The following is an 18,347-nucleotide window of genomic DNA, read 5'->3' on the forward strand; positions in this document are numbered from 1 at the left end:
TTGGGGGTTGCGCGTGCAAAAGTTGATCGAGTCGGTGGAAGGGCTGTCCTTGACCGAGAGGAAAGCCCTCGCCGTGATGCTTGGGAAGAAAGGGATCAATCTGTTCGGCATAGCGCCGATCTTCAAGCGTGATGCCTCCCAGCCACTGCTTTTGTCCTATGCGCAGGAACGTCTGTGGTTTCTCTGGCAGTTGGACCCGCAGGGCAGCGCCTACACCATGTCGTCGGTGCTGCGTCTGCAAGGTGCGCTGGATGGTGATGCCTTGCAGGCTGCCTTCGACGAACTGGTCGCTCGTCACGAATCGCTGCGCACCCGGTTCACCGAGGTCGACGGGCAGGCCGTGCAGTTGGTCGATGCCCACGCCCGCATCCTGGTCGAGCAGCAGACGGTGGTTGACCCGGCAGGTGTGGCCGAACTGGTCGAGGCTTACGGCCAGCAGCCCTTCGACCTGCGCCAGGGGCCACTGCTGCGGGTGAAATTGCTGCGCGTGGATGACCAGCAGCATGTGTTGTCGCTGGTCCAACACCATATCGTTTCCGATGGCTGGTCGATGCGTATCATGATCGACGAGCTGATCACGCTGTACCGCGCCCGGGTGACGGGTACTCCGGCGGTACTAGCGCCTCTGCCGGTGCAGTACGCCGACTACGCCCTGTGGCAGCGTAGCTGGATGGATGCCGGCGAACGCGACCGCCAGCAGGCCTATTGGCAGCGACAACTCGGCGGTCAGCAGCCGGTGCTGGAGCTGCCCACCGACTTCCCACGGCCCCAGGCCCTAAGCTATCGCGGCGACCGCGTGGATTTCCGGCTGTCCATGGCGCTGACCCAGGGCCTCAAGGCGCTGGCCCGGCGCGAAGGTGTCACCCTTTATACCTTGCTGCTGGCTGCCTTCCAGGCCCTGCTGTACCGCTATAGTGGCCAGCAGGACGTGCGGGTCGGGGTGCCGGTGGCCGGGCGCAACCGGCCCGAGGTCGAGCGCCTGATCGGCTTTTTCGTCAATACCCAGGTGCTGCGTGCGCAGGTCGATGGCAGCCGGCCGTTCACCGAGCTGCTGGCCCAGGTGCGCCAAGCGACCCAGCAGGCCCAGCAATACCAGGACCTGCCGTTCGAACAACTGGTCGAACTGCTGCAGCCGCAACGCAGCATGAGCCACAGCCCGCTGTTCCAGGTCATGCACAACCACCGCGGCGAGGAAGTCGACCCGGCATCGGTCACCCGCTTGCCTGGCCTTGAGGTGAACAACTTCGAGGCCCGCCAGCAGACCGCCCAGTTCGACCTGACCCTGGAAACCGTCGAAACGCCTGAGGGCCTAGGTGCCTCGCTGGTGTTTGCCAGCGACCTGTTCACCCGCACCACGGTAGAGCGCCTGGGCCGCCATTGGCAGAACCTGCTGCACGGACTGCTGGCCGACGTCTCGGCGCGGGTCGATGCCTTGCCGCTGTTCGATGCCCACGACCTGCAACGGTTGATCGATGGCAACAACGCTACCGCCCTGGCCGTGCCGCCACTGACGGTACACCAACTGTTCGCGGCGCAGGCGGTGCGTACCCCGGATGCACCGGCGCTGGCGTTCGACGATAACCTGCTGAGCTATGCAGCACTCAACCGGCGCGCCAACCAGTTGGCCCACCGCCTGATCGCGCTGGGTGTGGGGCCCGAGGTGAGGGTAGGCCTGTCGGTTGAGCGCGGTTTGGACCTGGTGGTGGGCCTGCTGGCGATTCTCAAGGCAGGGGGGGCTTACATTCCACTGGACCCGACCTACCCGCAGGCGCGCCTGGACTACATGATCGACGCCAGCGGCATGGGCCTATTACTGACCCACCAGGCCCTGGCCCCCCGCTTCGAGGGCCGTGGCCCGCAGTTGCTGTGCCTGGACCGACTGCCCGAGGCAACGCTGGCACAGGATGACCCGCCACTGCTCCCGCCTGCCGAATCGGCGGCCTACGTGATCTATACCTCCGGCTCTACCGGCAACCCCAAGGGCGTGGTGGTCAGTCACCAGGCCTTGGCCAACTTCGTCGCCAGCATGGCGCAGCAACCTGGCCTGGAGGCGGGTGACCGGATGCTGTCACTGACGACCTTCTCGTTCGATATCTTTGGCCTGGAGCTGTACCTGCCGTTGACCCGTGGCGCCCAGGTGGTGCTGGCCGGCCAGGACATCGCCCAAGACCCGGCCGCTGCATTGGCGCTTGCCCGGCGCTGGTCGGTGACGGCCCTGCAGGCCACGCCCTCGACCTGGCGCATGTTGCTCGACCATGGCGACACTCAGGCGCTTCAGGGCTGCAAGTGCCTGTGTGGGGGGGAAGCCCTGTCGCCAGCGTTGGCTGCGCGCATGCTCGAAGCCATCGGCCCGGTATGGAACCTCTATGGACCGACCGAGACCACCATCTGGTCGGCCCGCTACCGGCTGGACGCCGAGCACCCACGGCCGCTGCTCGGTCAGCCGATCGGTAACACCCAGCTGTACGTGGTCGGTGCCGACTTCAGCCCGGTACCCGCGGGTGTGGCGGGTGAGTTGATGATCGGTGGCCAGGGCCTGGCCCGTGGTTATCTGCATCGCGCCTCGCTCACGGCCGAGCGCTTCCTGCCCAACCCGTTCTCCAACCAGGGCGAGCGGTTGTACCGTACTGGGGACGTGGCGCGGGTGAGTGCTGCCGGTGAGTACGAGTACATCGGTCGTGCCGACCACCAAGTGAAAATTCGCGGTTTTCGCATCGAACTGGGCGAGATCGAATCGGCCTTGCTGGCCTGCGAGGCGGTGCGCGAGGCAGCGGTGCTCGCCCAGCCTGGTATCGGCGGCGATCAGTTGGTGGGTTATGTCGTGGTGCACGATACCGCATTGGTCGACGCCGACAGCATCACCCAAAACACCGTTCGCGAGCAGCTCAAAGGCCAGCTCAAGGCGCAGTTGCCGGCGTACATGGTGCCGGCGCAAGTGATGTTCGTGGCGGCCATGCCGCTGACCCCAAACGGTAAACTGGACCGCAAGGCGCTGCCTGAACCGGACGCCAGCCAATCGCAACAGGACTATGTGGCGCCGCGTACCGCGCTGGAGCAGCAGTTGGCTGTGATCTGGCAAACCTTGCTCAAGCTCGAGCGGGTCGGCCTGCACGACAACTTTTTCGATCTTGGCGGGCACTCGCTGCTGGTCACGCAGCTGGTGTCGCGCATCCGTGACGAACTGGGCCGCGAGGCAAGCCTGCGGCAGGTCTTCGAAACCAGCACCTTGCAAGCCCAGGCCGCCATGCTCGACGCCTTGCAGATCAGGGGCGGCCCCGCAATCACCCGTGCACCGCGCGAAGGCGCGTTGCCGTTGTCGTATGCCCAGGAGCGTCTGTGGTTCCTCTGGCAGATGCAGCCTTACAGTGCCGCCTACCACTTACCGCGTGCCCTGCGTCTGCGCGGTACATTGAACATCCCGGCCTTGCGTGCCAGTTTCGACACGCTGGTCGCCCGCCACGAGCCGCTGCGGACCACCTTCGCCCATGACGCCGACGGCGTGCATCAGGTGGTGCATGCCACGCTGCCCGTGCAGCTTCAGGTCCATGCCCGCGCCCAGGTCGATGATAGTGTGCAAATCAGCCGCTTCATCGACGAGCAGGTGCGCCAGCCGTTCGACCTGGTCAGTGGGCCGTTGCTGCGCGTGGCGCTGTTGCCGCTGGGCGCGCAGGACCACCTGCTGGTGCTGACCCAGCACCACATCGTGTCCGATGGCTGGTCGATGCAGGTGATGGTCGATGAATTGGTGCGCAGCTACGCCGCCGAGGTCCAAGGCCGTGATCCAGGCTTTGCCGCCTTGCCGATCCAGTACGTCGACTACGCCCTATGGCAGCGCCACCGCATGGAGGGTGGCGAGCGCGAGCGGCAGTTGCAGTACTGGCGTTCACAACTGGGTGAGCGCCAACCCGTGCTGCAACTGCCGGGCGACCGTGCTCGCCCGGCGCAGCCGAGCCTGCGTGGCGGCCAGCGTGAACTGCGACTGGAGGCACCGTTGTGCGAAGGCCTGCGCCAGCTTGCCCAGCGCCATCAGGCGACGGTGTTCATGGTCTTGCTCGCCGGGTTCCAGGCGCTGCTGCACCGCTACAGCGGCCAGGACGATATCCGCGTCGGTGTGCCGGTGGCCAACCGTAACCGCCAGGAAACCGAAGGCCTGCTCGGCGTGTTCATCAACACCTTGGTCATGCGTGCCCATGTCGAAGGCCGCCTGCCTCTCGGGCAACTGATCGAGCAGGTACGCCAGACCACCTTGCAGGCCCAGGACCACCAGGACCTGCCGTTCGAGCAACTGGTCGAAGCCCTGCAGCCTGAGCGCAGCCTGAGCCATACCCCGTTGTTCCAGGTGCTGTTCAACCATCGCGCCCAGGCCACCCAGGCGCAGGTCCCGGTGGTCGATGGCTTGAACATCGAACCCTTGGCCGCCGACGTTCAGGAGGCCAAGTTCGACCTCAACCTTGAAACTGTCGAAACCCCTGAAGGCGTGATCGCCACCCTGGTATATGCTGCCGACCAGTTCGACAGTGACACCGCCGAGCGCCTGTTGGACGATTGGCACCGCCTGTTGCAGGCGATGGTGGCCGACGCTGCCCAGCCGGTCGGCGCGGTGCAGCTGGGCAGCGAGGCGTCGCGTCGCTCGCTGGCCACCCTGTGCCAGGGCGAGGTGCGCGCAGACAGCCAGGCGCTTCAGGTCGTGCAGCGGTTCGAAGCGCAGGCACGGGCCAATCCGTCCAGGGTCGCGCTGGTGTGGGGCGCGCAGCGCCTGAGCTACGGCGAACTCGACCAGCGCGCCGGCGACCTGGCCGTGTACCTGCAAGCCAACGGTGTCGGCCCGGAAACCGTGGTGGCGATTGCCGCCGAGCGCTCGGCGCACTTCGTGGTCGGCCTGCTGGCGGCATTCAAGGCCGGTGCCGCATTCCTGCCGCTGGACATGCGGGCACAACCTGCGCGTACCGGGCAAATGCTTGAGGACAGCCAGGCGTGTCTGTTGCTGGGCCCTGCCGCATGGTTGGCTGAACACGCCACCTTGCCCGCCCTGCGCAGCCTTGCCTTCGAACAGATAGCCCAGTTGCCCCAGGGCAGTTCACCGAGAGCCGTGCCGCGTGATGCCGACATGGCTGCCTACGTGATCTTCACTTCAGGCTCCACCGGTCGCCCCAAAGGTGTGCTGGTCAGTCAGGGGGCGCTGGCCGACTACCTGGTTTCGGCGCTGGCGGTGCTGCCACTGGAAGAGGTGGAGCACATGGCGCTGGCCTCCACCCTGGCCGCCGACCTGGGCTACACCACCTTGTTCGCGGCCCTGTGCAGCGGCCGCAGCCTGCACCTGCTCGACGAGCAACTGGCCATGGACCCGCAGGGCATGGCGCACTACATGAGTCGCGAAGCGATCGACTTGATCAAGCTGGTGCCTTCGCACCTGCAATCGTTGCTCAAGGTGGCAGAGCCGGGCACGGTGCTGCCGCGTCGCTGCCTGGTGCTGGGAGGCGAAGCCAGCAGTGTCGAGTTGATTGCCCAGGTTCGGCAACTGGCGCCAGCGTGCCGGGTGGTCAACCACTACGGCCCTAGCGAAACCACCATCGGTGTGCTTGCCATGGAACTGCCGGCCGCTGCGCACCAGCAGCCCGTGCCGTTGGGGCGCCCGCTGTTCAACGTGCGCCTGCAACTGCTGGATGCTGAGCTCAATGCAGTGGCCGAAGGGGTGCATGGCGAGTTGTACGTAGGCGGGCCAAGCCTGGCCCGCGGTTACCTGGGGCGACCTGGGCTGACCGCCGAACGCTTCGTCCCCGACCCGCAGGCTCGCCAGGGCGAGCGGCTTTACCGCACCGGCGACCGGATGCGTGTCCACCACGGCGCTATCCATACCCTTGGCCGTACCGACGATCAGCTGAAGATCCGCGGTTACCGGGTCGAACCCGCTGAAGTCGCCGCCTGCCTGCGCGGGATGGCGCAGTTGCTCGATGCCGCCGTGGTCGCCCGCGACACCCAGCAGGGCCAGCAACTGGTGGCCTACGTGGTGGCGTCGGCAGAGGCCGGCGGGCTGCGCGAGCATGTGCAGGCTTACCTGCGTCGGTACCTGCCCGAACACATGATCCCGGCCCATGTGGTCAACATTGCGGCCTTGCCGCTGACCGCCAACGGCAAGCTCGACCGCCAGGCCCTGCCAGCCCCGGATCTGGACGCCGCCCACGTGGCGTACCTGGCGCCACAGACCCCGCTGCAGGAACAGGTCGCGCAGATCTGGCAAGACGTGCTCAAGGTCGAGCGGGTAGGGCTGGGCGACAACTTCTTCGAACTGGGCGGCCATTCGCTTTTGGTCATGGGCGTGCTGTCGCGCCTGCAACTGGAGCTGGGCATCAGCGCCGCACCGCAGTTGATGTTCCAGTTCCCGGTACTCAATGAATTCGTCGATCACCTGGAGCCGCCCGCTGGCGTGCTGGATGCGGACCGTTTGAATCGACTGGAAAGTTTGCTGGATGAGGTGGATGAAGCATGATGGACAATAACGCAGCTGCACTGAAGATCGCCGAGCGCTTCATCCTGCTACCGCTGGAAAAACGCCGGATCTACTTGCAGAAAATGGCTCAGGAGGGCATTTCCCCGGCCAACCTGCCCATCCCCCGCACCCGTGGCCACTTCGAGCATGTACCGCTGTCGTTCGCCCAGCAGCGCCAGTGGTTCATCTGGCAGCTGGAACCGCACAGCAGCGCCTACGCCATTGCGCGCGCGCTACGCCTGCATGGCACCCTGGACCTTGCAGCGCTCGAAGGTGCCTTCGCCCACCTGATCGCCCGTCACGAGCCGCTGCGCAGCACGTTCCACGAACACGATGGCCAGGCGATACAGGTGATCGCCGAGCCGAGCGCGCCGAACATCGTCGCCGAGCCGCTGGCGTGCTCGGCCGACCCCGCGCAGCGCGACCAACAGATTCGCGCCGCGGTGCAAGCGGAAACCCTACGGCCGTTCGACCTCGGCACCGGCCCCTTGCTGCGGGTCAAGCTGCTGCGCCTGGCCGCTGACGATCATGTGCTGGTACTGACCCAGCACCACATCGTCTCCGATGGTTGGTCGATGCAGATCATGGTAGACGAGCTGGTCCGGGTGTACGCCGCGCTCAGCAGTGGTGGCAGCATCGACTTGCCGGCGCTGCCGATCCAGTATGCCGACTACGCCATCTGGCAGCGTCACTGGATGGAAGCCGGTGAGCAGGAACGCCAGTTGAGCTACTGGCGCGACCAGCTTGGTACGACCCAACCGGTGTTGGAGCTGCCGACCGACTACCCGCGCCCGGCAGTGCAGAGCCTGCAGGGCGCACGCTTGCAGGTACCCTTCAGCCGTGTACTCAGCGACCAGCTCAAGGCCCTGGCGCAGGCGCAGGGCGCCAGCCTGTTCATGGTGCTGCTGGCTTCGTTCCATACCCTGTTGTACCGCTACAGCGGCCAGCAGGACATCCGTATCGGCGTGCCGTTGGCCAACCGTAACCGGGTGGAAACCGAGCACCTGATCGGCTTTTTCGTCAACACCCAGGTCATCAAGGCCGAACTGCAGGGCGAGATGAGCTTCCTCGACCTGCTCGCACAGGTACGCGCCACCACCCTGCAGGCCCAGCAGCACCAGGAGTTGCCATTCGAGCAGTTGGTCGAAGCCCTGCAGCCTGAGCGCAGCCTCAGCTACAACCCGCTGTTCCAGGTGATGTACAACCACCAGAGCGCAGGCAACGGCGCCGGCCAGTCACTGGGCCGGCTACCGGGCCTGAGCGTGGAGGGCCTGGAGTGGGAGATTCGCAGTGCCCACCTGGACCTTACGCTGGACACCGTGGAAGGTCCCGAGGGGCTGTCGGCCAAGCTGATCTACGCCACCGACCTGTTCAGCCCGGCGACCGCCCAGCGCCTGGTGGATCATTGGCTCAACCTGCTGCATGGCATCGCTGCCAACCCTGGTCAAACCTTGGGAGCCTTGCCGCTGCTCAGCGACGACGAACAGCGCACCCTCCTGCTGGATGGCCAGCCACCCAGCGACGTCCAGGCGCCGCTGGTGCACCAGCGCATCGCCGAACACGCGCGGCTGAGCCCGGATGCGCCTGCCGTGGTGTTTGGCGGGCGGACCCTTTCGTTCGCCCAGCTCGATCAACAGGCCAACCGCCTGGCACATGCGCTGATCGCCCGGGGCGTCGGTCCTGAAACCCGGGTGGCGGTAGCCTTGCCGCGCAGTGAACAGATGATCGTGGCGCTGCTGGCGGTGTTCAAGGCCGGTGCCGCCTACGTGCCACTGGATACCCAGTACCCCCGCGAGCGCCTGGCCTATCTGATGGGCGACGCCGGCATTGGCCTGCTGCTCACCGATAGCCGCCTGCAAGCGCGACTGCCGGTGCCCGAGCAGGCCGCCGTGCTGCTGCTCGACTGCCTCGACCTGAGCGCCATGCCATCCCTGGCACCCGAGGTCGACGTCGACCCGTGCAACCTCGCCTATGTGATCTACACCTCCGGTTCCACCGGCCAGCCCAAAGGCGTGGCGGTCAGCCACGGCCCACTGGCCATGCACTGTCGCGCCATCGGTGAGCGCTACGAGATGGGTGCCGACGATTGCGAGCTGCTGTTCATGTCGTTCGCCTTCGACGGTGCCCAGGAGCGCTGGCTGACCGCCCTGACCCACGGCGCGCGCCTGCTGGTGCGTGACGACAGCCTGTGGACCCCTGAACAGACCTACCGGCAGATGCACCAACATGGCGTGACCGTGGCAGCGTTCCCTCCGGTGTACCTGCAGCAGTTGGCCGAACATGCCGAGCGCGAAGGCAACCCGCCGGCGGTGCGGGTCTACTGCTTTGGTGGCGATGCAGTACCGCAGGCGAGTTTCGAACTGGTCAAGCGGGTGCTGCGCCCGCGGTACATCATCAATGGTTACGGCCCCACCGAAACCGTGGTCACGCCGCTGATCTGGAAGGCTGCCGCCGACGATGTGTGTGCGGCGGCGTATGCGCCGATCGGTACGCGCATTGGCCACCGGCGCACCTGCATTCTCAACCTTGAACTGAACCTGCTGCCGCCCGGTGCCAAGGGCGAACTGTACCTGGGCGGGGAAGGGCTGGCCCGTGGTTACCTGGACCGGCCTTCGCTGACCGCCGAGCGCTTCGTACCCGACCCGTTCGATGGGCAGGGCGGGCGCCTGTATCGTACTGGCGACCTGGTCTGCCAGCGCCAGGATGGCGTGTTCGACTACCTCGGCCGGATCGACAACCAGGTCAAGATCCGTGGTTTCCGCATCGAGTTGGGTGAAGTCGAGGCGCGTCTGCAAGGCTTGGCCGAAGTTGCCGACGCCGTGGTCGCGGCCCAGGACGGCAATACCGGCAAGCAGTTGGTCGGCTATGCGATCGTCCAGCCTGGCACCGCTCGCGAAGGATTGGCCGAGCGCCTGCGCAGCCAGCTCAAGGCGCTGCTGCCCGACTACATGGTGCCGGCCCACATACTGTTCCTTGATCACTTCCCGGTCACGCCCAACGGCAAGCTCGACCGCAAGGCCTTGCCCAAGCCGGACGCCAGCATGTTGCAACACAGCTATGTGGCGCCGCGCTCCGAGCTTGAGCGGCGCATCGCCGAGATCTGGCAGTCGGTGCTCAAGCTTGAACGGGTCGGCTTGAGCGACAACTTCTTCGAGCTGGGCGGCGACTCGATCATCTCCATCCAGGTGGTGAGCCGGGCGCGGCAAATCGGCATTCGCTTCACGCCCAAGGACCTGTTCCTGCACCAGACCGTGGAAGGCCTGGCGACGGTGGCTCTGGTCGATGATGGCAGTGCCCGGGTCGACCAAGGGCCAGTGACCGGCCCGCTCACGCTACTGCCGGTACAGCAGGCGTTCTTCGCCGAGCCGATGGCCGAACGTCACCACTGGAACCAGGCCGTGCTGCTGCAACCTCGCCAGCCGCTTGACGCTGTAGCGTTGGGCCGGGCGTTGGACGCGCTGCTCGACCACCATGATGCCCTGCGCCTGCGTTTTGTCGAGCGGGACGGGGTGTGGAGTGCCAGCCATGGCGAGACGGGCCCGCGCCCGCAACTGCTGTGGCAGGTCAGCCCGGAGTCGCTGGAAGCGCTCGACGCCGTGGCCAACCAGGCCCAGGCCAGCCTCGACCTGGCCAGCAGCGAGCTGGTGCGAGCAGTGCTGGCGACGTTGCCCGATGGCAGTCAGCGACTGCTGTTGGCCGTGCATCACCTGGTGGTCGATGGGGTGTCCTGGCGTATCCTGTTCGAGGATTTGCAAAGCGCCTATCAGCAGCTCGTCCAAGGCCAGGCGGTGCGCCTGCCGGCCAAGACCAGTGCATACCAGGCCTGGGCCGCCCAGCTTCAAGCGCATGCCCGCAGCCCACGGTTGCTGCAGGAGCTCGAAGGCTGGCAACAGCGCCTGCAGGGCGCCCCTGAAGGCCTGCCGTGCCGCAACCCGGCGGCCAGTCAGGAAAAACGCCACGCGGTGAGCGTGCATACCGTGCTCGACAAGCCGCTCACCCGCCAACTGCTGCAACGTGCCCCGGCGGCCTACCGGACCCAGGTCAACGACTTGCTGCTGACCGCCCTGGCTCAGGTGCTGTGCGACTGGAGCGGGGACGCCTCGGCGTTGATCCAGCTCGAGGGCCATGGTCGTGAGGGACTGGCCGACGATATCGACCTGACCCGCACCGTGGGCTGGTTCACCAGTGTGTTCCCGGTGCACTTGACCCCGGCCGCCGACATGGGCAGCTCGATCAAACGCATCAAGGAGCAACTGCGCGCCGCGCCCGACAAGGGGCTGGGCTTTGGCGTCCTGCGTTACCTTGCCGACGCTGAGGTGCGTCAGGCCATCGAGGCGCTGCCGGTGCCGCGGGTGACGTTCAACTACCTCGGCCAGTTCGACGGCAGTTTCGATGCCGAGCAGGGCGCACTGTTCACTCCAGCGCCTGAGTCGGCGGGCGAAGAGCAAAGTCCATCGGCGCCGCTGGGCAATTGGCTGACCGTCAATGGTCGTGTCTATGACGGTGAGTTGAGCCTTAACTGGTGTTTCAGCGGTGAGCGCTTCGAACGGCAGGACATGCAGGCGCTGGCCGATGCCTATGGCGCGGCCTTGCGGCGGGTGGTCGAGCACTGCTGCCAGGCCGGTAGCCAGGGCGTGACGCCATCGGACTTCCCGTTGGCCCGCCTGAGCCAGGCGCAGCTGGACAGCCTGGGCCTGGAGGCCGGGCAGATCGAGGACATCTACCCGCTGTCGCCGATGCAACAGGGCATGCTGTTCCACAGCCTTTATGAACAAGGCGACGGGCACTACATCAATCAACTGTGCCTGGAAGTGCGCGGGCTCGATCCGCAGCGTTTCGTCCAGGCCTGGCAGGCGATGCTCGATCGTCACGACATTCTGCGCACGGGCTTTGTCTGGGGTGGGCTGTTCGAGCAGCCGGTACAGGTGGTGCGCAAGCACCTGCAACTGCCATTCGCCGAGCACGACTGGCGCCAGGAGGCCGACCAGCCAGCGCGCCTGGCCGCATTGCTGGCCAGCGAGCGTGAACGCGGTTTTGACGTCGCCCAGGCACCTTTGCTGCGCCTGGTGCTTGTACGCACCGGCGAGGACAGCTACCAGGTGATCTACACCAACCACCACGTGCTGATGGACGGCTGGAGCAACTCGCAATTGCTGGGCGAGGTGCTGCAGGACTATTCCGGCCAGCCCGCGCAGCATCAGCCGGGGCGTTTCCGCGATTACATCGCCTGGCTGCAGCAGCGTGACGCGGAGCGTGGCAAGGCGTTCTGGGAGGGGCGACTGCGCCACCTAGGCGAGCCAACCCGGCTGGTGCCGGCCATGGCCGGGGGCAAGTTGCCTGGGCTGAGTGGCCAGGGTCACTGCGCCCGCCTGCTGGACTTGGCGAGCACCCAGCAACTGGCCGACTTTGCCCGCCAGCAGCGGGTGACCCTCAACACCCTGGTGCAGGCTGCCTGGTTGCTGCTGTTGCAGCGCTACACTGGCCTCGACACCGTGGTCTTCGGGGCCACCGTGGCGGGCCGCCCGGCAGAGCTCAAGGGCGTCGAACACCAGATCGGCCTGTTCATCAACACCCTGCCGGTGATTGCCCCGATTCGCCCGGACATGCCCCTGAGCGCCTGGCTGCAGGCGCTGCAGGACGACAACCTGGCCCTGCGTGAGCATGAGCACACCGCGCTGTTCGACGTGCAGCGCTGGGCCGGCCTGGAAGGACAGTCGCTGTTCGACAACCTGTTGGTGTTCGAGAACTACCCGGTGGCGCAAGCCTTGCAGGAAGGGGCGCCGCAAAGCCTGGTCTTCGGCGAGGTGGACGTTCATGAACAGACCAACTACCCACTGACCCTGGCAGTGAACCTGGGCCACACCCTGTCGCTCAACATCAACTACGACCGCGCCTGTGTCGGTGAAGCCAGCGTCGAGCGCTTGCTTGGTCAAATGGCGCGCCTGCTCTCGCAGATGACTGGCAACCCCGGGCGGGCCGTGGGCGAATTCCAGGTGCTGGACGCCGATGAGCACGAGCGTGTCATCCGTCAGTGGAACGCCACTGAGGTGCGTTACCCCGAGGAATTCGCCGTGCACCGGCTGTTCGAGCGTCAAGCCCAGGTGCAGCCCGAGGCGATCGCCGTGGTCAGTGGAGCGCACAGCCTGAGCTACCACGCACTCAACCAATGTGCCAACCGGCTGGCCTTGGACCTTACCGCCAGCGGCGTTGGCCCTGACGTGCTGGTCGGCGTGGCTGCCGAACGCAGCCTGGAAATGGTCATCGCCCTGCTGGCCATCCTCAAGGCCGGCGGCGCCTACGTGCCGCTCGACCCCGAGTACCCGCAGCACCGCCTGGCCTACATGATCGAGGACAGCGGCATCGAGCTGCTGCTGACCCAGGCTCATCTGCTCGCCACCCTGCCGGTTGGCGATGCGTTGCGCGTGCTGACGCTGGAAGGGTGTGCCGAGCTGCACGAAGGCGTCGAGCTCGGCGACCCCCAAGTCGTGCTAAGCCCTGAGAACCTTGCCTATGTGATCTACACCTCCGGCTCCACCGGCAAGCCAAAAGGCGCCGGTAACCCCCACCGTGGCCTGGGCAACCGGCTGTACTGGATGCAGCAAGCCTACCCACTGACGTCCCAGGACTGCGTGTTGCAAAAGACCCCGTTCAGCTTCGACGTGTCGGTGTGGGAATTCTTCTGGCCGCTGATGACCGGCGCGCGCCTGGTAATGGCGGCGCCTGGCGATCATCGTGATCCCGCGCGCCTGGTAGCACTGATCGAGGCGCAGCAGGTCACCACCTTGCACTTCGTCCCCTCCATGCTCCAGGCCTTCATGCAGCATCCTGAGTTGTCCGGCTGCGCCAGCCTGCGACAGATCATGTGCAGTGGCGAAGCGTTGCAGGTCGATGCCCAGCAGCGGGTATTCGAGCGCCTGCCTCAGGTGGGGTTGTACAACCTCTATGGTCCGACCGAGGCGGCCATCGACGTCACTCACTGGAGCTGCCGCGACGAAGGTGCCGACACCGTGCCCATCGGCCAGCCCATCGCCAACCTGGCCACCTATGTGCTCGACGGTGAACTGGCACCGGTGCCGGTTGGTGTGACTGGCGAGCTGTACCTGGCCGGTACTGGGCTTGCCCGTGGCTACCACCGCCGCCCGTCCCTGACCGCCGAGCGTTTCGTGGCCAGCCCGTTCGTGTCCGGTGCACGCCTTTATCGCACGGGCGACCTGTGCCGTCAGCGCGCTGATGGGGTCATCGAGTACCTGGGCCGCAGCGATCACCAGGTGAAAATGCGCGGTTTGCGCATCGAACTGGGCGAGATCGAATCGCGACTGCTGGAGCAACCGCAGGTTCGCGAGGCCGTGGTACTCGCCGTCGACCTCAATGGCAGCAAGCGTCTGGTCACCTACTTGGTGCCCAGCGACGCCAACCTGCTGAACGATGTGCAGGCACAGCTGGAGTTGCACGAGACGCTTAGCCAGGCGTTGGCGCGTGACCTGCCGGACTACATGGTGCCGACCCAGACCTTGGTGCTGGCGCGCATGCCGCTCAGCCCCAATGGCAAGCTCGACCGCAAGGCTTTGCCGCGCCCGGATTCCAGCGCAGGCGCTGCTGCCCAGGTGGCGCCGCGCAACGCTCTGGAAGCCAGCCTGGTGCAGATCTGGCAGGACGTATTGGGGCTGGAGCACGTCGGTGTCACCGACAATTTCTTTGCCCTGGGCGGCGACTCGATCATCTCCATCCAGTTGGTCAGCCGCGCGCGTCAGGCGGGTCTTGCCTTCAGCGCCAAGGACCTGTTCCAGCAGCAGACCATCGAGAAACTGGCGCTGTGCTGCGACTGCCGTGACCCGCTGGCGGACACGCAAGCCCCGGCGTTGGTGCTGCATGACCTGAGCGAGGCGCAAGTGGCGGCGTTGCCGATCGAGCATGGGCGAGTCGAGGCACTCTACAGCCTGTCGCCGATGCAGAAGGGCATGCTGTTCCTAGGCCTGAACACCCCAGAAGCTGACCTGTACGTCAATCAATTGAGCATCCCTGTGCAGGGTCTGGATGCCGAGCGATTCGCCGCCGCCTGGGCCGCCGTCAGCCAGCGTCACGCGGTGCTGCGCACGGGCTTCCTGTGGCAGGACCTGGAAGCGCCGCTACAGTTCGTCATGGCCGAGCTGCCGGTACCGTTGACCCGCTACGACTGGCGCAGCGAATACGACATCGAGACGCGGGTCCAGGCGCTGGCCGAGGCCGAGCGCAAGCGTGGCTTCGCCCTCGAGTCACCGCCGTTGCAGCGCCTGGTACTGGTGCGCACTGGCGAGGACAGCCATCAGTTGATCTGGACCTATCACCACATCCTCATCGACGGCTGGAGCACTTCGCAGCTGATGGGCGAGGTGCTGGCCCACTACGCTGGGAAGTCGCTCGAGCCGGTGGTCGCCTATGGCAACTACATCGCCTGGCTGCGCGCCCAGGACGCCGACGCTGCCGAAGGCTTCTGGCGCCATCAGTTGGCGCGACTGGACGAGCCGACCTACCTGGTCAACGGCTTCCCGGTGCAACCAGCAGGGCAGGGCCATCATGCGCTGTACACCCGCCTGGATGCCCCCGCCACCGAGCGGCTCAAGGCGTTCGCCAAGGCCCAGCAGGTCACCCTCAACACCCTGGTGCAGGGCGCCTGGCTGTTGCTGCTCAGCCGCTACAGCGGGCAGCGCACCGTGGCCTTCGGTGCCACCATGGCCGGTCGTCCGGCGAGCCTGGCACACAGCGAGCGTATCCTTGGCCTGTTCATCAACACCTTGCCGGTGATCCAGGAAATTGCGCCAGGCCAGTCGGTCGGCCAGTGGCTGCGCGCGTTGCAGGACTACAACCTGGAGATGCGCGAGTTCGAATACACACCGCTGAGCGACATCCAGCGCTGGTCGGGCCGTGGGGGCCAGTCGTTGTTCGACAGCATCATCGTGTTCGAGAACCAGCCGGTGGATCGCACCCTGCGCGAAGGGAGCGGCGAATCGCTGCGTTTCGGCGACCTGCAAAGCGCGGGTGTCACCAACTTCCCGATGGACCTGATGGTCACCCTCGAAGAAGGCCTGGTGATCGAATACATGTACATGCGCGAGCACTTCAGCGAGGCGGCAGTGGCGTCGATCCGGGCCAACATGCAGGGCTTGCTGACACGGCTGGCCAGCGACGCCGATCGCTTGCTTGGCGAGATCGGCCTGCCCGAAGGCACGGACCAGCTCGCTGCGACCCGCATGCCAGCGCCGTCGGACGAGCCGGCCTTCGTGCCTGTGCACCAGCGTATCGCCCAGTTGGCCCTGAGCCAGGGACAGCAGCCGGCGTTGCGAGTTGGCGAGCAGGTACTGAACTTCACCGAGCTCGACCGCCGTGCCAATGCCCTGGCCCATGCGCTGATTGCCCGTGGCGTTGGCTCCGAGATCCGCGTAGGCGTGGCGATGCCGCGCAACGCCGGGCAGGTGATCGCCTTGCTGGCGGTGCTCAAGGCTGGCGCGGCGTATGTGCCGCTGGATGCCAGCTATCCGCGTGAGCGCCTGGAGTACCTGATCCACGACTCGGGCATCGCCTTGCTGCTGAGCGAGTCGTCTTTGCTGCCGCGTTTGCCGGTGCCCGCGACGCTGCAGGTGCTGAGCCTCGATACCCTGGCACTGGACGCACAGCCGCACACGGCGCCGCAGGTCGAACTGCACGCCCATAGCCTGGCCTATGTGATCTATACCTCCGGCTCTACCGGCAAGCCCAAAGGCGTGGCGGTCAGCCATGGCCCGCTGGCCATGCATTGCCGGGCCATCGGCGAGCTGTACGAGATGAGCCCGCAGGACTGCGAGCTGCACTTCATGTCGTTTGCCTTCGACGGTGCCCATGAGCGATGGCTGACTACCCTGACCCATGGCGGCAGCCTGTTGTTGCGCGACGACGCGCTGTGGACGCCGGAGCAGACCTACCAGGCGATGCAACGCCACGGGGTCACCGTGGCTGCGTTCCCACCGGCCTACCTGCAACAGCTGGCAGATCATGCTGAGCAGGCCGGTCACCCGCCGGCGGTGCGGGTCTACTGCTTCGGTGGCGACGCCGTGCCGCAGTCCAGTTACGACCAGGCGCGCCGCGCTTTGCAGCCGCGCTACATCATCAACGGCTATGGCCCGACCGAAACGGTGGTGACGCCACTGCTGTGGAAGGCGGCCGAAGGCCAGGCGTGCGACGCGGCCTATGCGCCGATCGGGCGCTGCGTCGGGGCGCGGGTCGGGTATGTGCTCGACCAGGACCTTAACCCATTGCCGGTCGGCGCTGCCGGTGAACTTTACCTGGGCGGCGAGGGCCTGGCCCGTGGTTACCTGGACCGTGCCGGACAAAGCGCCGAGCGTTTCGTCGCCGACCCGTTCGGTGGCCCCGGCGACCGTCTGTATCGCACCGGCGACCTGGTGCGCCAGCGCGCCGACGGCGTCTACGACTACCTGGGCCGTATCGACAACCAGGTGAAGATTCGCGGTTTCCGCATCGAGCTGGGCGAGATCGAGGCGTGCCTGCGCCAGGTGCCGACCGTGGCCGATGCCGTGGTGGTGGCCCGCGAGGGGGGAAGCGGCAAGCAACTGGTCGCCTACGTGGTGGCGGGCAGCGGTCAGGCAACGGGCCTGGGCGAGACACTGCGGGCGCAACTGCAGCGCAGCCTGCCGGACTACATGGTGCCTGCCCAATGGGTGGTGCTCGAGCGCTTGCCACTGACCCCCAACGGCAAGGTCGACCGCAAGGCGCTGCCAGCACCTGAATCCGTGCGCCAGGGTGATGACTTCGTCGCGCCACGGACTGAACTGCAAACGGCCCTGGCCGAGATCTGGCAAGCCGTGCTGAAAGTCGAGCGAGTCGGCCTGACGGACAACTTCTATGACCTGGGCGGTGATTCGATCCTGAGTTTGCAGGTGATCGCCAAGGCGCGGCGCCTGAAAGCGCTGGGGTTGAACCTGAAGCTGCGCGACCTGGTGCAGAAGCCGACCATCGGCCAGCTGACGGGGGCAGGCGACAGTGCCTCGGCGTCGCCGCTGCTGACCCTCAACAGTGCTGTCGAGCAGGTGCCGCCGTTGTTCTGCGTGCACGCAGGATTCGGCACTGTGTTCGACTACGAGCCGCTGGCCCGGCGCCTGAATGGCAAACGCACGCTGGTCGCCATCAGCAACCGCATGCTGCTCGATGCGCAGTGGCAGGACGACTCGCTGGAGAGCATGGCGCGGGACTACGTCACTTACCTGCGTCAGGCCCAGCCCCAGGGGCCTTATCACTTGGCCGGTTGGTCGCTGGGTGGGACCCTGGCGTTGTTGATGGCGGCCGAGCTTCAAGCGCAGGGCCAGCAGGTGGCCTTCGTCGGCTTGCTCGACAGCTTCGTGCCGTCTGCCCGCCACGGCGAGCACGACGACTGGCTGGAGGACTTGCAGTCCTTCGCCGGGGTGATGCTGCCAGGTGTCACGGTACCGGCCACGGACGGGCCAGAAAGCCCGGAGACCATTCGCCGGCTGATGGCGCAGATGGTCGTCCAGCGCGACGGCAGTGAGGCGGCCCGGTCGGCCTATGCGGCGTTGGGCAGTGACGAGCTGGCCAATGTGTTCGTGGTGGCCCGCAAGCTCAAGCAGTTGTCGGTGCAGTTGCCGCGCTGCCGCGAAGTGGGGGTAGAACCCGTCAGCTGGTGGGTGCCGGGTCGCGATGCCGAGCGTCAGGCCCTGGCGCAGCAGATCGGTCAGCCGTTGGCCGGTGACGTGCTGCCGTGCGGGCATTTCGAGATCCCCCGTGAGGCAGCCTTGCTCACGGCGCTCGAAGATGCCCTGGATACCCTGACCTTGCCCGTTACGCTCTGCTGACCCTTTCCTTTTTCCTCTCAACC

The 18,347-nt window shown here is 66.2% G+C and carries 2 protein-coding genes; both read left to right on the plus strand.

The window, feature by feature from the left end; genetic code table 11:
- Positions 1-13: 13 nt before the first annotated feature.
- Entirely contained in the window at positions 14-6,487 is a 6,474-nt protein-coding gene (locus C4Q26_RS20510; RefSeq protein ID WP_158664903.1) for a non-ribosomal peptide synthetase, read from the plus strand.
- Positions 6,487-18,324 (plus strand): amino acid adenylation domain-containing protein, encoded by an 11,838-nt coding sequence (locus C4Q26_RS20515; RefSeq protein WP_104883449.1) that lies wholly within the window; start codon positions 6,487-6,489, stop codon positions 18,322-18,324. Before C4Q26_RS20510 ends, C4Q26_RS20515 begins: the two co-directional genes overlap by 1 nt.
- The last annotated feature ends 23 nt before the right edge of the window (positions 18,325-18,347 follow it).

It is taken from the genome of Pseudomonas sp. SWI44, assembly GCF_002947915.1.
GTDB lineage: Bacteria > Pseudomonadota > Gammaproteobacteria > Pseudomonadales > Pseudomonadaceae > Aquipseudomonas > Aquipseudomonas taiwanensis.